This is a genomic window from Novosphingobium sp. (assembly GCF_020852455.1).
Taxonomy (GTDB): domain Bacteria; phylum Pseudomonadota; class Alphaproteobacteria; order Sphingomonadales; family Sphingomonadaceae; genus Novosphingobium.
This window is the reverse complement of sequence record NZ_JADZAT010000032.1, coordinates 154,108-171,185: the sequence shown is the minus strand read 5'-3', so window position 1 is coordinate 171,185 and position 17,078 is coordinate 154,108. Positions and strand designations below refer to the sequence as shown.

The 17,078-nt window shown below is 63.5% G+C and carries 23 protein-coding genes; 11 read left to right on the top strand and 12 right to left on the bottom strand.

The features are described 5' to 3' along the window. Positions 1-5: 5 nt before the first annotated feature. From IT549_RS15315 to xth, 6 genes are all read left to right on the top strand, one after another. Positions 6-2,111, top strand: a complete 2,106-nt coding sequence (locus IT549_RS15315) for a S9 family peptidase (RefSeq protein WP_292974498.1) — start codon at positions 6-8, stop codon at positions 2,109-2,111. A gap of 4 nt (positions 2,112-2,115) precedes the next feature. Then, complete coding sequence (locus tag IT549_RS15310) at positions 2,116-2,550, top strand: acyl-CoA thioesterase (protein ID WP_292974497.1); 435 nt, start codon at positions 2,116-2,118, stop codon at positions 2,548-2,550. Next, positions 2,547-2,936: a (2Fe-2S) ferredoxin domain-containing protein gene (locus IT549_RS15305; protein ID WP_292974496.1), complete on the top strand. Its 390-nt coding sequence runs from the start codon at positions 2,547-2,549 to the stop codon at positions 2,934-2,936. The genes IT549_RS15310 and IT549_RS15305 overlap by 4 nt, the downstream gene beginning before the upstream one ends. Before the next feature lie 64 nt (positions 2,937-3,000). Next, on the top strand, positions 3,001-3,429 hold the full coding sequence (locus IT549_RS15300; RefSeq protein WP_292974495.1) for a CBS domain-containing protein: 429 nt from the start codon (positions 3,001-3,003) through the stop codon (positions 3,427-3,429). A 42-nt stretch (positions 3,430-3,471) separates the two neighbouring features. Then, positions 3,472-3,804 carry an iron-sulfur cluster insertion protein ErpA gene (gene erpA, locus IT549_RS15295; protein WP_292974494.1) on the top strand — a complete coding sequence of 111 codons (333 nt, stop codon included), beginning with the start codon at positions 3,472-3,474 and terminating at the stop codon, positions 3,802-3,804. Next, entirely contained in the window at positions 3,804-4,580 is a 777-nt protein-coding gene (xth, locus tag IT549_RS15290) for an exodeoxyribonuclease III (RefSeq protein WP_292974493.1), read from the top strand. Before erpA ends, xth begins: the two co-directional genes overlap by 1 nt. 67 nt (positions 4,581-4,647) lie before the next feature. On the opposite strand, the gene IT549_RS15285 is transcribed toward xth, so the two are convergent. From IT549_RS15285 to IT549_RS15245, 9 genes are all read right to left on the bottom strand, one after another. Beyond that, complete coding sequence (locus IT549_RS15285; RefSeq protein WP_292974492.1) at positions 4,648-5,292, bottom strand: cell wall hydrolase; 645 nt, start codon at positions 5,290-5,292, stop codon at positions 4,648-4,650. A 198-nt stretch (positions 5,293-5,490) separates the two neighbouring features. Continuing rightward, on the bottom strand, positions 5,491-5,820 hold the full coding sequence (locus IT549_RS15280; RefSeq protein ID WP_292974491.1) for a DUF1491 family protein: 330 nt from the start codon (positions 5,818-5,820) through the stop codon (positions 5,491-5,493). A 3-nt stretch (positions 5,821-5,823) separates the two neighbouring features. Beyond that, complete coding sequence (locus IT549_RS15275; RefSeq protein WP_292974490.1) at positions 5,824-6,285, bottom strand: PTS sugar transporter subunit IIA; 462 nt, start codon at positions 6,283-6,285, stop codon at positions 5,824-5,826. A 124-nt stretch (positions 6,286-6,409) separates the two neighbouring features. Continuing rightward, the gene (raiA, locus tag IT549_RS15270; RefSeq protein ID WP_292974489.1) at positions 6,410-6,976 is read right to left on the bottom strand and encodes a ribosome-associated translation inhibitor RaiA; all 567 of its coding nucleotides are present in this window, start codon (positions 6,974-6,976) and stop codon (positions 6,410-6,412) included. A 38-nt stretch (positions 6,977-7,014) separates the two neighbouring features. Further along, on the bottom strand, positions 7,015-7,701 hold the full coding sequence (dnaQ, locus tag IT549_RS15265; protein WP_292974488.1) for a DNA polymerase III subunit epsilon: 687 nt from the start codon (positions 7,699-7,701) through the stop codon (positions 7,015-7,017). A gap of 32 nt (positions 7,702-7,733) precedes the next feature. Beyond that, the gene (gene coaE, locus IT549_RS15260; protein ID WP_292974487.1) at positions 7,734-8,384 is read right to left on the bottom strand and encodes a dephospho-CoA kinase; all 651 of its coding nucleotides are present in this window, start codon (positions 8,382-8,384) and stop codon (positions 7,734-7,736) included. After that, positions 8,381-9,211, bottom strand: a complete 831-nt coding sequence (locus IT549_RS15255; RefSeq protein ID WP_292974486.1) for a shikimate dehydrogenase — start codon at positions 9,209-9,211, stop codon at positions 8,381-8,383. The genes coaE and IT549_RS15255 overlap by 4 nt, the downstream gene beginning before the upstream one ends. Further along, positions 9,208-9,792, bottom strand: a complete 585-nt coding sequence (locus IT549_RS15250; protein ID WP_292974485.1) for a Maf family protein — start codon at positions 9,790-9,792, stop codon at positions 9,208-9,210. The genes IT549_RS15255 and IT549_RS15250 overlap by 4 nt, the downstream gene beginning before the upstream one ends. A gap of 122 nt (positions 9,793-9,914) precedes the next feature. Beyond that, positions 9,915-10,745: a pyruvate, water dikinase regulatory protein gene (locus tag IT549_RS15245; protein ID WP_292974484.1), complete on the bottom strand. Its 831-nt coding sequence runs from the start codon at positions 10,743-10,745 to the stop codon at positions 9,915-9,917. Between the two features lie 320 nt (positions 10,746-11,065). Between IT549_RS15245 and hemE the strand changes: the two genes are divergently transcribed. Then, complete coding sequence (gene hemE / locus IT549_RS15240) at positions 11,066-12,091, top strand: uroporphyrinogen decarboxylase (protein WP_292974483.1); 1,026 nt, start codon at positions 11,066-11,068, stop codon at positions 12,089-12,091. A 74-nt stretch (positions 12,092-12,165) separates the two neighbouring features. On the opposite strand, the gene IT549_RS15235 is transcribed toward hemE, so the two are convergent. After that, positions 12,166-12,834 carry an outer membrane protein gene (locus IT549_RS15235; protein WP_292974482.1) on the bottom strand — a complete coding sequence of 223 codons (669 nt, stop codon included), beginning with the start codon at positions 12,832-12,834 and terminating at the stop codon, positions 12,166-12,168. Between the two features lie 275 nt (positions 12,835-13,109). Between IT549_RS15235 and IT549_RS15230 the strand changes: the two genes are divergently transcribed. From IT549_RS15230 to IT549_RS15215, 4 genes are all read left to right on the top strand, one after another. After that, positions 13,110-13,553, top strand: a complete 444-nt coding sequence (locus IT549_RS15230; protein ID WP_292974481.1) for a CopD family protein — start codon at positions 13,110-13,112, stop codon at positions 13,551-13,553. 34 nt (positions 13,554-13,587) lie between these two features. Beyond that, positions 13,588-13,935, top strand: a complete 348-nt coding sequence (locus IT549_RS15225) for a hypothetical protein (RefSeq protein ID WP_292974480.1) — start codon at positions 13,588-13,590, stop codon at positions 13,933-13,935. Between the two features lie 174 nt (positions 13,936-14,109). Then, positions 14,110-15,366 (top strand): transcription termination factor Rho, encoded by a 1,257-nt coding sequence (gene rho, locus IT549_RS15220; protein ID WP_292974479.1) that lies wholly within the window; start codon positions 14,110-14,112, stop codon positions 15,364-15,366. A 1-nt stretch (position 15,367) separates the two neighbouring features. Continuing rightward, complete coding sequence (locus IT549_RS15215; RefSeq protein WP_292974478.1) at positions 15,368-15,907, top strand: AAA family ATPase; 540 nt, start codon at positions 15,368-15,370, stop codon at positions 15,905-15,907. Here IT549_RS15215 and IT549_RS15210 read toward each other — a convergent pair. Both IT549_RS15210 and IT549_RS15205 read right to left on the bottom strand, forming a co-directional pair. Beyond that, entirely contained in the window at positions 15,898-16,299 is a 402-nt protein-coding gene (locus IT549_RS15210) for a nuclear transport factor 2 family protein (RefSeq protein ID WP_292974477.1), read from the bottom strand. The two genes, IT549_RS15215 and IT549_RS15210, sit on opposite strands and share 10 nt — an antisense overlap. Then, positions 16,296-16,994, bottom strand: coding sequence for a dienelactone hydrolase family protein (locus IT549_RS15205; protein WP_292974476.1), 699 nt, complete (start codon positions 16,992-16,994; stop codon positions 16,296-16,298). Before IT549_RS15205 ends, IT549_RS15210 begins: the two co-directional genes overlap by 4 nt. Positions 16,995-17,078 lie beyond the last annotated feature (84 nt).

Sequence of the window (17,078 nt, the reverse complement as noted above, 5' to 3'; positions counted from 1 at the left end):
CGGGCATGACCAAGCTTTCGATCGCGCTGGGCGCGCTGGCAATCGCCCTTTCCGCCACTCCGCTCGCGGCCCAGACCGCCGCGCGGACCATGACACCGCAAGACCTGGTAACGCTCAAGCGGGTCGCATCGCCTGCGGTCTCGCCCGACGGGCAATGGGTGGTCTATCAGCAGACCGACACCGATCCCGCAAGCTACAAGCGGGTTACCGGGCTGTGGCGCGTCGCGGTCAAGGGCGGGGTCCCGGCGCGGATCGCCGACCTGGCCGATGCCAGCGAGAATTCGCCCGCTTTCAGCCCCGATGGCAAGCGGCTCTATTTCATCTCGGGCAAGTCGGGCAGCGACCAGCTGTGGCTGCTCGATCTGGCCAGTCCCGCCGCCGCGCCGGTCCAGGCCAGCACATTCAAGACCGACGTGGCCGGCTTTGCCATTTCGCCTGACGGCCAGCGCGTGCTGGTCTGGGGTGATGTCGCGCGCAATTGCCCGACGCTGGGCTGCGACAAGAGCGGCGACACCAGCCAGCCCGGCCCGGGCAGCGGACGCCATTACAAGGACGGCAGCGGCTTCGTGCGGCACTGGGATGCCTGGGAAACGCCGGGCAACTACAGCCGCGCCTTTGCCTTCGCGCTGGCTGCCGACGGGCGGATCGCCGGGGACGGCGTCGCGCTGGACGGGCCGCCGGGAACGCTGACCGGCGATACCCCGACCAAGCCGATGGGCGGCAGTGAAGAACTGGCCTGGGCTGCGGATTCGCGCAGCGCCTTCTTCGTTGCGCGCCAGGCCGACCGGAATGAGCCGCTCTCAACCGACACCGATGTCTGGCATTCGATGCTGGACGGCAAGGCGCCGCACAAGGCATCGAAAGACAATCGCGGAGCGGATACCCTGCCCAGCCCTTCGCCCGATGGCCAATGGCTGGCCTGGGCGGCGATGGCTCGCCCCGGCTATGAGGCTGACCGGCTGTCGATCCAGCTGATGAACCTCAAGACCCACGAACGCCGCACTTTGGCACCCGCCTGGGATCGGTCGGTCGGCTCGATCGCCTGGAGCCCGGATTCGAAGGCGCTGATCGTCACCGCCGAAGAGGTGCTCGACAATCCGGTGTTCCGGATTGAACTGGCCAGCGGCAAGGTCACCCGGCTCAAGCTCGCCCCCAAGGGGCTGAGCGAGGGGCATATCGGCAATGTCATCCCGCTGAAGAACGGCGGTCTGGTCTTCACCCGCGATGCGGTGGCCAACCCGGCCGAGGTCTATGTGGCCGACAAGGGCAAGCCCGGTCGCACGCTGACCCAGGCCAACGCCGCGCAACTGGCCGAGCTGAACCCGGTCACGTCCACCCGCTTCAGCTTCAAGGGCGCGGGCGGCGACATGGTCTGGGGGCAGATCCACCGCCCGGCCGGGGCCAGCGGCAAGCTGCCGGTGCTGCTGTTCGTCCACGGCGGGCCGCAGGGCTCGTTCAACGATGCCTGGTCGTTCCGCTGGAACCCGCGGATCTTCGCCAGCCAGGGCTACGCGGTGGTTTCGGTCGATTTCCACGGCAGCACCGGCTATGGCCAAGCCTTCACCGACAGCATCAACCGCGACTGGGGCGGCAAGCCGCTCGAAGACCTCAAGCTGGGGCTGGCCGCGGCGCTGGCAACCAACCCGGACCTTGATGGCGCGAACAGCTGCGCGCTGGGCGCGAGCTATGGCGGCTACATGATGAACTGGATCGAAGGCCAGTGGCCCGACCGGTTCAAGTGCCTGGTCAATCACAACGGCGTCTTCGATTCGCGCGCCATGGCCTATGCCACCGAAGAGCTGTGGTTCGACGAGTGGGAGCACGGCGGCAAGCCTTATCACGAGGCCCCCGGTGAATACGAAAAGTGGAACCCGGCCAACCATGTCGCCAAGTGGCAGACCCCGATGCTGGTCGTGCTGGGGGAAAAGGACTTCCGCATCCCCTACAGCCAGGGTCTTGGCGCTTTCACCGCGTTGCAGCGCAAAGGGGTGGAAGCCGAACTGCTGGTCTTCCCGGACGAGAACCACTGGGTGCTCAAGGCGAAGAACTCGCTGCAATGGCACCAGACGGTCTTCGCCTGGCTGGGCAAGCACCTCAAGCCCGGCAGCTGAACCAATGCCCCGTCCCGAACCCGCCCTGCTCGATCCGGCGCGCTATCCCTTTGCACATCAGGTTACCACGCGCTTTGCCGACATCGATCCCAACCAGCACCTTAACAACGTGGCGCTGGCGGCGATGATGGAAGACGCGCGGGTGCGCTTCAACCTGGAGATGCGCGGGCGGATCCGGATCGGCGAGCGGCGGGCGATGGTGGCCAGTGTCGGGATGGAATACCTCAGCCAGGGGCACTTTCCCGATCCGGTCACGGTCCATTGCGGGATCGAGGGGGTTGGGCGGACCAGCTGGACCATCGTCCAGCTGCTTGAACAGGGCGGGCGGGCCGTGGCTTTTGCGCGTTCGGTGATCGTCGCGATCGACGATGACCGTCCCGCCCCGATCGATCAGGACTATCGCCTGGCGCTGCTGGAAAACTGGGGCCTCAAGGCATGAGCGTCGATCCGGAAGAACTTGCCCGCGCACGGACCGCACTGGCGCTCAACGGGGGTGACGGGACCAGGCGCCACATCTTCCTGTGCGCGCAATCGGAAAAGGCCGCCTGTTGCAGCCCCGAAGTGGGCGCGCCGGCCTGGAAGTTCCTCAAGAAGCAGCTCAAGGAACGCGGGCTTGACCGTGACGGCGGGATCGCGCGGAGCAAGGCCGACTGCCTCAAGATCTGCGCCGCCGGGCCGGTCGCGGTGGTCTGGCCCGAAGGGGTCTGGTACCATTCGTGTACCGAACCGGTGCTGGCGCGGATCATCGACGAGCACCTGGTGGGCGGCGTTCCGGTTGAGGAATTCCGGCTCTATCCCGCTGAAAAGGCCCCGCAACAACCCTGACTCGCCAAGCGCGGCACTTCGTGGCATTCTCCTGGTCCTCAGAACGATACCCGGGAGAGTTGCCATGACGATTGCGCGACTGATCGAGGGGCGGAGCGGCGAAGTGGTCAGCTGCGATGCCGCAATGCGGGTTGGCGATGCAGTACGATTGCTCGCCGAAAAGCGGATCGGCGCGATGCCGGTCTATTCGGGCGGCCAGCTGGCCGGAATCTTCTCCGAACGCGATGTGGTCTACCAGCTGGCGGCGCATGGCCCCGCCATGCTCGACAAGTCGGTGAGCGAGGTGATGACGTCGCCGCCGATCACGGTCGAGCCCGCAGCGGATGTGCTCGATGCGCTGGGGCTGATGACCCGCCGCCGGATCCGGCACCTGCCGGTGGTGGACGGCGCGGCAGTGGTCAGCTTCGTTTCGATCGGCGACTTGGTGAAGTACCGGATCGAACGGATCGAAAGCGAGGCCGAGGCGATGCGCAGCTATATCCAGAGCGCTTAAGGGCCGCTTGCGGCGCGCGGTCTGCACGCCTACATCGGGGTCATGGATATGCCGACCATGACGCTGAGCCCCTCAGCCGCTGCGCGCGTTGCCGCGATTGCCGCCAAGCAGGGCAAACCCGCGATCCTGCGCCTTGCTGTGGAAGGCGGTGGCTGTTCGGGGTTCCAGTACAGGTTCGGGCTGGCGGATGGCCCAGAGACCGACGATCTGGTGGTCGAACGCGATGGCGTGACCCTGGTGGTCGATAGCGTCAGCCTCGACCTGGTTGCCGGATCGGTGGTCGATTACGTCGAATCGCTCGGCGGTTCGGCCTTCAAGGTCGAAAATCCTCAGGCGGCTTCGGGCTGCGGTTGCGGTTCCAGCTTCGCCATCTGATGAAGATCGCGACGTTCAACATCAACGGGATCAAGGCGCGCTTGCCGCGACTGCTCGAATGGCTTGAGGAAACACGTCCAGCGGTCGCCTGCCTGCAGGAGATCAAGACCCAGGATGAGGGTTTTCCCGCCGATGAGTTCGAGAAGATCGGCTATCACGCGATCTGGCACGGCCAGAAGGGCTTCAACGGCGTGGCGATTCTGGCCGACGGGACCCAGCCGGTCGAAGTACGGCGCGGGCTTGAAGGTGAGCCCGAGGACGAGCATTCGCGCTACCTTGAAGCCGAGGTGTTCGGGGTGCGGGTGGCCTGCATCTATCTGCCCAACGGCAATCCGGTGCCCGGGCCCAAGTTCGACTACAAGCTGCGCTGGATGGAGCGGCTGCGCGCCCGCATGCGTGAAATCGCCGCCGAAGAAGTTCCCGCTGTGGTAACCGGCGATTTCAACGTGATCCCATTCGATCACGATGTCTTTTCGTCCCGCGCCATGGCCGAAGATGCGCTGATGCAGCCCGAATCGCGCGATGCCTATGCCCGGTTGCTGGCTGACGGCTGGACCGATGCCCTGGCCACGCACAATCCGGCCGGCGGGGTCTGGACCTTCTGGGATTACCAGGCCGGCGCCTGGCAGAAGGACCACGGTTTTCGCATCGACCACGCGCTACTCTCACCCGAAATGGCCGACCGCCTCAAGGCCTGCGGCGTCGACAAGGATCACCGCGGCCGCGAGAAAGCCAGCGACCACGCGCCGGTCTGGTTCGAGTTTAAGGGTTTGTGAACCCGAGGGTGGTGTGGACCGGCCTGGCTAGCTGATTGCAGAGGCGATCAGCGCACCAAACCAAGACTCACCGATAGAAAACGTGATTGTCGATCCGGCCAACGCGGGTCAGCCGCCACGCCGGGCTGACATAGGCGGCGTGGAAGAACAGCGCGCCTTCGACCGGGCTGCGCCATGAATTGGCATGCGCGATCTGGGCGATCGCCACGGCATTCTTCCACTGCTTCGAAGCGCGGGGAATCGCCGGCATCGACGAACCGCGCACGAACGAGAACTGCGAGGGCTGGAACACCACGCCGCAGTACGAATTGGGGAAGCGGCCCGACTTCGAACGAGCGACGATCACCCGGCCAACGGCCAGCTGGCCGGCCAGCGATTCGCTCTTGGCTTCGAAATAGATCGCGCCGGCCAGGCAATTCAGCTCACGCGACAATTCGCCGGGCTGAGGCTGGGCGGCAACCATCTCATTAAGCGAGGCGGCCTTGATCGGGGCGGGTTCAAGTTCGGCCCGATCGGCTTCGACCGCGGACTGGGCAGTCTCGGCGGGAAGCGGCTGAACGAGCGGCTTGGAGATGATCTGGAGGTTCGGGTCCTGCTTGGTTACCGCAGCAATGCTCTGCGCGGAGGCGCCGGATCCGTTGGCGCTAAAGGCAATCGAAACAATCATGGCGGCCACTGCGATCGCACTGGCACGGCGAAGCTGCTTACTCATCAAACTGCATTCTTGGGCGGTTGGCGCGCCCGCGCAGGACTGGAAGGGGCCTAAATGATCAGATGCCCCAAGCCGGAGATCCTGCCGGCTGCCCCCCGTCTGCGTGCTAGCGAACCGGGCTGGAATACCCCGAACGCCGCCTGCGCAACGAAAGTGGTGGGCCCTTGATTGTGCAGTGCAACAAAGTCAAGCTGACATTTATGTCAATCCGATGAACCGTTCACCATTCGCGATGTCCAGTTCAACTATCCACAGATCGGGGTCCTGGGCCCACCGGCGCATCAAGTACTGGTTAAATTCGTCTGAATTTTCAGCATTTTCCGCGTGCGAGAGGCGCCATTCGCGGTGTCCTTCGGCGCTTGGCATACGCTCAAACAGGCGCCGGTTTCCGCCCCTTTCGGCGCAGACGACAAGGATTGTTCCCCCGTCGCGTTCACCCTTGTTAAGCACGGCTGCAAACCCTCCGGCAGCTTCAACCGCCCGGATCAGACCGGCCACTTCAAGGTGTGCGGGAAGCCGCGCGTCCAAATATCAGGCCGCGTCGCGATCGATCGAATTGGCCAGCAGCGCATAGAGCGCTTCGGCATCGATCGCTTCGCCCAGCGCGGTGTGCATCTGTTCGTCGCGCATCATCCGGCTGATCGCCGCCAGCGCGTGAAGGTGCGCTGCGCCGGCTGCTTCGGGTGAAAGCAGCCCGAACACCAGATCGACCGGCATGCCATCGGCGGCATCGAAAGCGACCGGGGTCGACAGCCGCAGGAAGGTGGCGACCGGCCGGCCGAGATCGGGAATTCGGGCATGCGGAATCGCCACACCGCGGCCGAATCCGGTGCTGCCAAGCTTCTCACGCTCTTCCAGGCGTTCGAGCACGAGCACGGGATCAAGCCCGTAGACCCCGGCGAATCGCTGCGCCAGCTGATCAAGGATGGTGGCCTTGCTATCGGCATCAATCGTGCCGACGGCTTCCGGAAGGAGCGTGAAAAGTGCAGTCATGGCAGGCACTTGTGTCCCAAGAAATTGCGCGAAAGGTGCGGTCAGGGACAGTCGAGGCAGGAATGACCCCGCTGTTCTGCCCCCTCATCACCTGTTGGAATTGCGCGCGCCTTTACTCCTGCTGTCACGAAGGTTCAACCCAGCCAATCGATCCGTCCCCACGGCGATAGACCATGTTGTGCTTGCCGGTCCCGGCATTCTTGAACAAAAGCGCGTTGGTGTTGCGCAAATCGAGCATCATGACGGCATTGGAAACGGTGGTTTCGGGCACGTCCACCCGGGTCTCGGCGATCACCACCGGGGCATCGGCACCCACTTCCTCGGCCTCTTCATCGGGTTCGGCAAAAACCGTGTAGCCCGCATCTTCCAGGCGCACGGCCTGGGCCGACTGGGCATGGTGATCGGTCAGGCGGCGCTTGTAGCGGCGCAGCTGCTTGTCGATCTTTTCGGCTGCGATATCGAGCGCGGCATGTGCGTCCTGCGCGTTCCCCGCACCCTTGAGCACCAGTCCCTGCATCACATGGGTGACGATATCGGCACGGAACGCGCCGGCCGGGGCGCGGTTGAAGGTCACCGTGCTGGACAGCGCCCCGGAAAAGTACTTGCCGACAATCGCGGCCAGGCGATCCTGGGCATGCTGTTGCAGAGCTTCGCCGGTTTCGATCTGATGGCCTGATACGCGAATGTCCATGGATACCTTCTCCTGTCTTCAACTTCTCCGAAACAGGGTCAGTCGTTCCATAGCGGAGACTTCACCGTTTCGAGGAACTGGGCATGGGCGGCAAGTTCCGCCGCGCTGGCGGCGTGCGGCCGGGGCGCGCGGAACGGGCGTTCGCGCACCAGCACGGCCTGCGCCGCAATTTCGATTTCGGCGGATTCGGCACCCAGGCTAAGCCCGATCTGGCGTCCGCCGGTCAGCTCGACATAGACCTGGGCGAGCAGTTCGGCGTCAAGCAGCGCGCCGTGCAGCGTGCGGTGGCTGCGGTCGATCCCGTAGCGGGTGCACAGCGCGTCGAGCGAGTTCTTGGCGCCGGGGTGCCGCGCGCGGGCGAGCGCAACCGTATCAATCATCCGCTCACGCGCAAGCGGCGGCAGTCCGCACATTTCCAGCTCGGCATTGACGAAGCCAAAATCGAACCCGGCGTTGTGCGCCACCAGCTTGGTGTCTTCACCGATGAATTCGAGGAAATCAGCCGCCTTTTCGTGGAACCGCGGCTTGTCCGACAGGAACGAGATCGACAGCCCGTGGACCGCTTCGGCAGCGGCCGGCATATCGCGATCAGGGTTGAAATAGCAGTGAAAGGTCTCCCCCGTGGTGACCCGGTTGACCATCTCGATGCAACCGATCTCGACCAGCCGGTCACCAGTCTTGGGATCAAGCCCGGTGGTTTCGGTATCGAAGATGATCTCACGCATTACCAAACCGATATCTGCCTGTTCGCCAGCGGTTACAAGGGGGCTGGCGGTGAATTTTCGCCTCCGGTGATCGCATGGACCAGCCGTGCTACCGCATGGCGGGTTTCGGCCAGGCTTACCCCGGTATCGATCACATGATCGGCCCGCGCGCGCTTTTCGGCATCGGGAACCTGTAGCTTCAGGATCTGTTCGAACTTCTCCACCGTCATGCCCGGCCGCGCCAGCACCCTTTCGCGTTGCTGATCGGCGGGGGCCGAGACCACCGCCACCGCATCGAGCCCGTGCGGGCCGGTCTTTTCGTAAAGCAGCGGGATATCGAACACGATGAGCGGCCGGTCGGCATTGTCCGCCAGGAAGGCCCGGCGCAATTCCGCGACTTCAGGGTGGACGATGCTTTCGAGCAGCTTGAGCGCCTGCGGGTTGCCGAACACCGCCGCACCCAGTTTCTGCCGGTCAACCCCGGCGGGTCCGGTGGTACCGGGAAAGGCGCGCTCGATCGGCGCGACGCAGGCCCCGCCCGGCCCCTGTAGTTCATGCACCGCGGCATCGGCATCGAACACCGGCACCCCCAGCCCGCGAAACATCGCCGCGACCGCGCTTTTGCCCATACCGATCGAGCCGGTCAGGCCAAGGATGAAGGGCCTCCCCGGAGTTTCACAAAGGGGTGATTGATCAACGCTCATCGGGTCAGCAGCGCGCGCAGTTCGGCGTCATGCTGGCGCGGGGCGGGCTGGCCGAAGAACTTCTCGAAGGCGCTGCGGGCCTGACCGACCAGCATCACAAGTCCGTCGGTTGTGCGAAGGCCTAGTTTGCGGGCTTCGACCAGCAATGACGTGTCGAGCGGCGAGTAAACCATGTCGAATACGAGTGCGCCTTCGTCCATCTCGGCCAGGTCAGCCAGGACGAAGTCGGGAACCGGGTCTTGACCGGCCATGCCGAGCTGGGTGGCATTGATGAACAACGAAGCCGCAAGCAGTGCGGTGTTTCCCGCTCGAAACGGCACACCGGCGCCGGGGTACCCGGCCGCCGCCGATACGCGAACTGCCTTTTCCGGGTCGCGGGCCAAGACGAGCAAATTGCTTCTGCTATCCTTCAGGGCCTGGAAGGCCGAACGGGCCGCGCCGCCACACCCAAGCACACAAACATCTGCTCCGACGAGATCAACACCTGCAATTGCATCATTAACGCCATCAACATCCGTGTTGGTCGCAACCAGTCTTCCCTGCCTGTCCCGGTACAGGCAATTGCTTGCGCCGATTGCTGACGCCTTGTCATCGGCCAAATCGGCGAGCGCCAGAACGGCTTCCTTGTGTGGAATGGTGACGTTGCAGCCGCGCCAGTCGGGATCAAGCCGCCGCCCGGCCACATAATCGGCAAGCTGCGCGCTGGTTACATGGCAAGCGCGGTATTCGGCATCAATCCCCAGCTTGCCTAGCCAGAAATTGTGAATCAGTGGCGATTTGGACTGGGCAATCGGATCACCGATCACCTCTGCGTAAGGGCGACTCACGACAGCATATCCCCGTGTTCGCGCAGCGCGCCCAGCACTGCCAGCAGCGGCATGCCCAGCACGGTAAAGTGATCGCCCTCGATCGCCTCGAACAGTTGCACCCCGCGTGCCTCGATCCGGAACACGCCGACACAGCCCGCCACAGCCGGCCATTCATGCCCGAGGTAGCTGGTGATGAACCGCTCTGACAGTGCGCGCACTTTCAGCCGGGCCAGCGCAACATGACGCCAGACCACCACGCCGTCGCGGACCAGCGCCGCCGCACTGTGGAGCTGCATCACCTTGCCCGAGAAGAACCGCAGGTGCGCGGCGGCTTCTTCGATGTTTGCGGGTTTGTCGAACCGGCGCCCCTCGACCTCGACCAGTGAATCGCTGCCCAGCACCAGCCGCCCGCGAGCCGCAGCCGAAACCGCCTGCGCCTTGGCATCGGCCAGCGCGAGGGCGATGTCGGCGGCGGCGGCACCGGCCAGTCCGGCTTCGATCGCGCGTTCATCGACCTGCGCCGGAATCGGTTCGAAGGCGATTCCCGCCGCCTCGAGCATGGCCCGGCGCGACTGGCTTTGCGAAGCCAGGATCAGCATGGGCGGCCTGCCGGGAAAGGTTGGAAGTTCACAAAGACCACAGGGTTCCTGAAATCAAAAAAGCGCCCGGTTCCGCGCTGTGAACGCAGTGTTGGCACAGATCGGAGGTGTAGGAAATGGCTTCACCCCTCGGCCCCTTCGCGCGCTGCAAGGAATTCGTTGTAGAGGTTGATGATCGCCGCGGCGGCCTCTTCGATCGAGCGCCGGGTCACGTCGATCACCGGCCAGCCGTTATCGGCGAACATCCGCCTGGCATATTGCACCTCGCGCGCCACCCGTTCGTCATCGACATAGGAGGTTTCGGGCGACTGGCCCAGCGAGAGCAGGCGGTTGCGGCGGACCTGCACCAGCCGTTCGGGCGCGGTGGTCAACCCCACGACCAGCGGGTGCTTCAGCCCGTAAAGCGCCGGGGGCGGGGGGCTTTCGACCACGATCGGGATATTGGCGACCTTGTAGCCGCGATTGGCGAGATAGATGCTGGTCGGGGTCTTCGAACTGCGCGAAACGCCGGCCAGCACGATATCGGCTTCCTCCCAGTTCTCCCAGCCGACCCCGTCATCGTGGGCGATGGTGTAGTGGATCGCATCGACCCGGGCGAAATAGGCTTCGTCCATCGCGTGCTGACGGCCCGGGCGCGCCCGGGGGTGCTGACCCAGCGCGGCCTCAAGCGCATCGACCGCGGCATCGAGCACCGGTACCACCGGCAGGCCCAGGGTGCGGCAGTGCTCCTCAAGCCGGCGGCGGGTATCGGGGTTGACCAGGGTGTAGAACACCAGCCCCGGATTGGCGGCCAGTTCGGCCATGATCCGGTCCAGGTGCTGCTGCGATCGCACCATCGGCCAGAAGTGGCGCATCACCTCGGCGCCTTCGAACTGGGCGAGCGCGGCCTTGGCCAGCATCTCGAGCGTTTCGCCGGTCGAGTCCGACAGCAGGTGAAGGTGCAGTTGCGGCATGGCGAAGTGGATGCGGGCCCCTGTGGATGACTTGCGGCATAAACCACGGGAGAGAAGGGCTTACAAGTTCGGGGACAAGTATCACCCCCGCTGGTCGGATCGCTCAGCGACTCTTGTGGACATGTGGATGCCGCTTCCCACAGGCTGGGGATAGCGGGCATAAGATGCGCTTGACGCGACGCACTTACGATTCCCGATGCGCTTTGCCCTGTTCACAGCGGGACATTTCCGGCAAGGGCGCGCAATCCCCGCTTTCCACAGGGCCAACAACTTCAGAATCCTTTTAAGAATCTAATTTGATTTGAATTGGAATAGACCCGATGCCCGGTTTGCTTCTTGATACCCTGCGCGGCCAGAATGTCCGCCCCCGGCCTGCGTGGCTGATGCGCCAGGCCGGCCGCTACCTGCCCGAATACCGCGCCTTGCGGGCCGAAAAGGGCGGATTTCTGGCGCTGGTCTACGATAGCGCGGCCGCGGCAGAGATCACCCTGCAGCCGATCCGCCGCTATGGTATGGACGGCGCGATCCTGTTTTCCGACATCCTGATCGTGCCCTATGCCATGGGGCAGGATCTGGAATTCCTGGCCGGCGAAGGCCCGCACCTGTCGCCCCGGCTGGTCGATGCCGGCCTGGCCAGCCTCAACGCGGTGCCCGAACGGCTGACCCCGATCTATGAGACGGTCAAGCTGGTCAAGGCGGCGCTGCCTGCTGACAAGACCATGCTGGGCTTTGCCGGCAGCCCGTGGACCGTCGCGACCTATATGGTGGCGGGCGAGGGCAGCCGCGACCAGCACGAGACGCGGGCCATGGCCTATCGTGACCGGGCGGCGTTCCAGGCGATCATCGATGCGATCACCGCGGTGACGATCGAATACCTGGCAGGCCAGATCCTGGCCGGGGCCGAGGCGGTGCAGCTGTTCGACAGCTGGTCCGGCAGCCTGGCGCCGGCCGAGTTCGAACGCTGGGTGATCGCCCCCAATGCCCGGATCGTTGCCGAAATCGCGCGGCGCTTTCCGCAGGTTCCGGTGATCGGCTTTCCCAAGGGTGCGGGCGAAAAGCTGCCGGCCTATGCCCGCGAAACCGGGGTGCAGGCACTGGGGCTTGATGAAACGATCGATCCGCTGTGGGCAGCCAGGGCTTTGCCCGAAGGTCTGCCAGTCCAGGGCAATCTCGATCCGCTGCTGCTGATCGCTGGCGGGGCCGAGCTGGAAACGCAGGCGCTGCGCGTGCTTGAAGCTTTTGCGACGCGACCTCATGTGTTCAACCTGGGCCACGGGATCGGGCAGACCACCCCGCTGGAACATGTCGGGCAACTGCTGGCGCTGGTCAGGAACTGGCGCGGCTGACTGACTGAAACAGCGAGGTCCTGCTCCCCGAGGGATGGAGAAGCAGGACCTGCCAGTTGGATTCTGACCGATGATCAGAAGCGGTAGTTCACCACAGCTTTGACATTGTGTGTCTTGCTGCCCGGTTGCAGGAAGATGTCGCTGTTGGGGCTGACGACATGGATCTCGCTCTTGCCGAAATCCATGTATTCGTACTGCAGACCCAGCGAGAGCTTCGGCCCGATTGCCAGATCAGCGCCGCCGCCAAGCATGTAGCCATAGGCTGTTTCGTCAGCAGAAATCAGCGTCCCGTTCTGATTGTGGCCGACCTCGAATTTGCCGATTGCCAGGCCACCCTTGCCATAGAGGGCAAGCTTTGATGATGCGAAAGTCACGCGCGGCCCGATTGCCGCATTGAAATTGCTATTGCGCCAGAACAGCGTCCCTGGGTCGTTGGTGGTCGATTCCTTCTTCACGCCGGTGAAATTGATCGAGGCTTCTGCGCCCAGACCAAGGCTGCCAAATTGCTTGTTATAGCCGACTTGGAGGCCGCCAACTATGGCGCTGTCGTTAAGCGCGCTGATCGGGAAGCCGTTATAATTGTTGTAGGGCGTGCTGGCATTCATGTCCCCGGAAAGCCAGGATCCGCCAGCGCTGACACCGACATAGACACCGTCCCAGCGTTCTGGACCGGCAGCATCCTGAGCCAAGGCAGGGCTGGTGGATGCGATCAGGGCGGTAATCAGGATTGCAATACGCTTCATCGTTGTTCTCCAAGCGAAGGGTGGGTCGAGAACCCTTCGACAAGGACAATATTAGCAATAAACGATATTCATTGGATTGACGAAACGCAATTTATGAAAACAAATATACAATGATATTGTAACTTAGTTACATTAGCAATTCCATATTCAACCCTAGGGTGTTCATTTGATGCACACGTTGAAAGTGATAGCCGTAGGATTCCAAAGCCAATTGCGACGCGAATGCATCTTGCGGCTTGAGCTGTGCCCTGTCTTCGCCTTATGGCGCTGCAGCAATGGACTGGGTGCTGTCGATGACCTATCTCTGGCTCAAGGCGGGCCATATCGTCTTCGTGATCTTCTGGATGGCCGGGCTGTTCATGCTGCCGCGCTATTTCGTCTATCATCAGGAAGCAGCCGAAGGATCGCCCGAGAACGCGCTGTGGCTGGAGCGTGAGGGGCGACTGCTGCGGATCATCCTGTGGCCGGCCTTGATCGTGGCCTGGGTCTTGGGGCTGGCGCTGGCGTGGCAGACCGGGGCGTTCAGCCAGGGCTGGTTCCACGTCAAGCTGGCCGCGGTGCTGGCGCTGACAGCCTATCACGTCTGGCTGTCGGGTTATCACAAGGCGCTGGGCCGGGGTGAGCGTAGCCTTTCGGGCAAGCAACTGCGGATGCTCAACGAGGTTCCGGGGATCGCCGCTGCGCTGATCGTGATCATGGTGGTGGTGCGCCCGTTCTGAGCGGCCTGCACCCGACCTTTGCTGGAGTTTTTCGATGCCCGTACTGAGCCTGATGGCCGCTGCTGCTGCCGTAACGATGACACCCGGTTCGCAGCTGGAAAAGGACGTGCACTGCGTCGCCGCGATCGCGCTTTCCGGAGACCGGCTGGAAAAGGAAGAAGACAAGTCCAGCCTGATAACGATGATGTTCTATTATCTGGGCCGGATCGCAGGCGAAGCGCCGGGTTTCGACCTGGCCGGGGCGCTGACCAGGGTTGCCGAGATTCCGAACTACGAAACGCAAGCCATGCCTGCGGACCTGATCCGCTGCGCCGGTGAAATGGAACAGGTCGGGGCCGAACTCGAAGCGGTCGGCAAAGCGCTCGAAAAGTCGGCCAAGTAGCAGCCGCGATCATCCGGTCGATGCCGCTGCGCGATTGACCTCGCGCCCCCAAGCGCCTATCTGGCCCCTGTCCGGCAAGCGACCGCGCCTTTGTCGCGGCACGATCCGCTTTCTCCAAGCCCCATGATCGGCCGGCCATTTCCAGACTGAATCCATCATGGACCTTGTACGAATATGCATCTGAAAGAACTCAAGAAAAAAACCTCTGCCGAGCTGGTCGAAATGGCCGAAGAGCTGGGCGTCGAAGGCGCATCGACCCTGCGCCGCCAGGACCTGATGTTCGCGATCCTCAAGGAAGTTGCCGAGGATGGCGAGGAAATCATCGGCCAGGGCACGATCGAAGTGCTGGCTGACGGTTTCGGATTCCTGCGCAGCCCCGAGGCGAACTATCTCGCCGGGCCCGACGATATCTATGTTTCGCCCAACCAGGTCCGCAAATGGGGCCTGCGCACCGGCGATACCGTGGAAGGCGAGATCCGCGCGCCCAAGGATGGCGAGCGCTATTTCGCGATCACCAAGCTGGTCAGCGTCAACTATGACGATCCCGATGTGGTCCGCCACCGCGTCAACTTTGACAACCTGACCCCGCTCTACCCCGACGAAAAGCTCAACCTCGATACGCTTGACCCGACGGTCAAGGACAAGTCGGCGCGGGTGATCGACATCATCTCGCCGCAGGGCAAGGGCCAGCGCGCACTGATCGTCGCTCCGCCGCGCACCGGCAAGACCGTGCTGCTGCAGAACATCGCCAAGGCGATCACCGACAACCACCCCGAAGTGTTCCTGCTGGTGCTGCTGGTTGACGAACGGCCCGAGGAAGTGACCGACATGCAGCGTTCGGTGAAGGGCGAGGTGATCTCCTCGACCTTTGACGAGCCCGCCACGCGCCACGTCCAAGTTGCCGAAATGGTGATCGAAAAGGCCAAGCGCCTGGTCGAACACAAGCGCGACGTGGTGATCCTGCTCGATTCGATCACCCGCCTGGGCCGTGCCTACAACACCGTGGTGCCCAGCTCGGGCAAGGTGCTGACCGGCGGTGTCGATGCCAACGCGCTGCAGCGTCCCAAGCGCTTCTTCGGCGCCGCGCGCAATATCGAGGAAGGCGGTTCGCTGTCGATCATCGCCACCGCGCTGATCGATACCGGCAGCCGCATGGACGAAGTGATCTTCGAAGAATTCAAGGGCACCGGTAACTCGGAAATCGTGCTTGACCGCAAGGTTGCCGACAAGCGCATCTTCCCGAGTCTCGATGTCGGCAAGTCGGGTACCCGCAAGGAAGAACTTCTGGTCGGCAAGGACAAGCTGTCCAAGATGTGGGTGCTGCGCCGGATCCTGATGCAGATGGGCACCATCGACGCGATGGAATTCCTGCTCGACAAGATGAAGGATTCGAAGACCAACGAAGACTTCTTCGCGACCATGAACCAATAGGATGGCACCTGTCCTCCCCTGGCATGCGGTCCTTACGGGCGCGCCGGGGGCCGGCAAGACCACGCTGCTCGATGCCGCCGCCGCGGCCGGGCTGGCAACCTCGCCCGAAGTCGCGCGCGAACTGCTCAAGGGGCCCGGCGGAATGGCCCTGCGCGAACACGACCCGCTGGGCTTTGCCGAGGCCATGCTCGAGGCCCATGTTCGCGAGTTCGAACGCCATGGCGCCAGCGCCGGACCGGTGCTGTTCGATCGCGGCTTTCCCGATGTGGTCGGGTTTCTCGATGTTTCAGGGCTGGCCGTACCCCCGGCGATCGACCGCGCCTGCCGCACCCTGCGCTACCACGGCCCGGTACTGCGCGCGCCGGCCTGGGCTGCAATCTATGTCCAGGATGCCGAGCGGATCCAGGACTGGCAGCAGGCGGTTGAAAGCGACCGCGCAGTCACCGCAGCCTGGCAGCGCTATGGCTACGACGTGACCGACCTGCCACTTGCGGGAGTAGAGGAACGGCTGGAATTCCTGCGCGGATTGCTTCAGCCCTGAGCCGCCTGAAGCTGCGCCGCCATCATTTCCCACAGTTTGTTCACCGCCTTGACGGGGCGAACCATAACCTTGAAATCCTTGATCTTTCCATCATCTCCAAAGCTGATGAGGTCAATCCCGTTGATGTGGATCCCGTCGATCTCGCTGGTGAATTCGAGGCAGGCCTCGTTGCCCTCGACGATCTCGCGGACATAGCGGAAACTGTCGTTGCCCAGCACCTTGGCGGCGCTCAGCAGGTAGAGCATCACCTTGGCCTTGCCTTCCTGGGGGGAGTGGACCACCGGCGAATGGAACACCGCGTCGTCGGCCAGCTGTGCAGCGAGCAGGTCTGCATCGCCGCCGCTCTGCATATAGGCGTGCCAGGCCGCGACGCCCTGCTGGGCGGCGCTCATGCCAGATGCTCCGCCAGGAAGGCTTCGGTGCGGCTGTCGGCCAGCTCGGCTTCGGCATCATGGCGGCGGTCGCCCATTTCGGCGGCGAAGCCATGCGGCATGCCGGGATAGTCGTGCAGCGTCACCCGCGGATGATCGTCCAGCCCGGCATGCATCGCGGCCTGGGCCTCGGCTGAAACGAACTGGTCTTCGCAGGCCACGTGCAGCATCAGCGGCCGGGCGATGTGATGCGCTTCATCCAGCATGGTATCGATCATCACCCCGTAGTAACCGACCGAGGCATCGATATCGGTGCGCGCGGCGGCCATGTAGGCCAGCCGCCCGCCCAGGCAATAACCCGCGCAGCCGACCTTGGCGACGCCGGCTTCGGCGCGGATCCACTTGATCGTCGACTCGATGTCATAGACCCCGTCGGCAGGATCGTACTGCTGGAAATAACCGAAGGCCTGGTTGAGTTCGGCTTCGACATCGGGGTTGAGCTCAACCCCCGGGGCAAAGCGCCAGAAGATATCGGGCGCCACCGCGAGATAGCCCTTGGCCGCCCACTTGTCGCACTTCTGGCGAATCCCCGGATTGACCCCGAAGATTTCGGGGATGACCACGATCGCGCCTTTGGCGGTTCCGGCGGGGCGCGAGACATAGGCTGGAATCGCGCCGTCTTGCTTGATCGAGGGGATCTGGACTGTCTCTGACATGGCTTTGCTCTCCAACTGTGATTTGCCTTCTCCCTAAGCCGACATTGGACTTTGTGAAGGGGCTATGCCAGCAAGGAAGCGGGA

What these genes read in the sequence shown, in the direction of transcription:
- IT549_RS15315 (WP_292974498.1), top strand. Translation starts at nt 6, where the DNA reads ATGACCAAGCTTTCGATCGCGCTGGGCGCGCTGGCAATCGCCCTTTCC.
- IT549_RS15310 (WP_292974497.1), top strand. Translation starts at nt 2,116, where the DNA reads ATGCCCCGTCCCGAACCCGCCCTGCTCGATCCGGCGCGCTATCCCTTT.
- IT549_RS15305 (WP_292974496.1), top strand. Translation starts at nt 2,547, where the DNA reads ATGAGCGTCGATCCGGAAGAACTTGCCCGCGCACGGACCGCACTGGCG.
- IT549_RS15300 (WP_292974495.1), top strand. Translation starts at nt 3,001, where the DNA reads ATGACGATTGCGCGACTGATCGAGGGGCGGAGCGGCGAAGTGGTCAGC.
- erpA (WP_292974494.1), top strand. Translation starts at nt 3,472, where the DNA reads ATGGATATGCCGACCATGACGCTGAGCCCCTCAGCCGCTGCGCGCGTT.
- xth (WP_292974493.1), top strand. Translation starts at nt 3,804, where the DNA reads ATGAAGATCGCGACGTTCAACATCAACGGGATCAAGGCGCGCTTGCCG.
- IT549_RS15285 (WP_292974492.1), bottom strand. Translation starts at nt 5,292, where the DNA reads ATGAGTAAGCAGCTTCGCCGTGCCAGTGCGATCGCAGTGGCCGCCATG.
- IT549_RS15275 (WP_292974490.1), bottom strand. Translation starts at nt 6,285, where the DNA reads ATGACTGCACTTTTCACGCTCCTTCCGGAAGCCGTCGGCACGATTGAT.
- raiA (WP_292974489.1), bottom strand. Translation starts at nt 6,976, where the DNA reads ATGGACATTCGCGTATCAGGCCATCAGATCGAAACCGGCGAAGCTCTG.
- dnaQ (WP_292974488.1), bottom strand. Translation starts at nt 7,701, where the DNA reads ATGCGTGAGATCATCTTCGATACCGAAACCACCGGGCTTGATCCCAAG.
- coaE (WP_292974487.1), bottom strand. Translation starts at nt 8,384, where the DNA reads ATGAGCGTTGATCAATCACCCCTTTGTGAAACTCCGGGGAGGCCCTTC.
- IT549_RS15250 (WP_292974485.1), bottom strand. Translation starts at nt 9,792, where the DNA reads ATGCTGATCCTGGCTTCGCAAAGCCAGTCGCGCCGGGCCATGCTCGAG.
- IT549_RS15245 (WP_292974484.1), bottom strand. Translation starts at nt 10,745, where the DNA reads ATGCCGCAACTGCACCTTCACCTGCTGTCGGACTCGACCGGCGAAACG.
- hemE (WP_292974483.1), top strand. Translation starts at nt 11,066, where the DNA reads ATGCCCGGTTTGCTTCTTGATACCCTGCGCGGCCAGAATGTCCGCCCC.
- IT549_RS15235 (WP_292974482.1), bottom strand. Translation starts at nt 12,834, where the DNA reads ATGAAGCGTATTGCAATCCTGATTACCGCCCTGATCGCATCCACCAGC.
- IT549_RS15230 (WP_292974481.1), top strand. Translation starts at nt 13,110, where the DNA reads ATGGACTGGGTGCTGTCGATGACCTATCTCTGGCTCAAGGCGGGCCAT.
- IT549_RS15225 (WP_292974480.1), top strand. Translation starts at nt 13,588, where the DNA reads ATGCCCGTACTGAGCCTGATGGCCGCTGCTGCTGCCGTAACGATGACA.
- rho (WP_292974479.1), top strand. Translation starts at nt 14,110, where the DNA reads ATGCATCTGAAAGAACTCAAGAAAAAAACCTCTGCCGAGCTGGTCGAA.
- IT549_RS15215 (WP_292974478.1), top strand. Translation starts at nt 15,368, where the DNA reads ATGGCACCTGTCCTCCCCTGGCATGCGGTCCTTACGGGCGCGCCGGGG.
- IT549_RS15210 (WP_292974477.1), bottom strand. Translation starts at nt 16,299, where the DNA reads ATGAGCGCCGCCCAGCAGGGCGTCGCGGCCTGGCACGCCTATATGCAG.
- IT549_RS15205 (WP_292974476.1), bottom strand. Translation starts at nt 16,994, where the DNA reads ATGTCAGAGACAGTCCAGATCCCCTCGATCAAGCAAGACGGCGCGATT.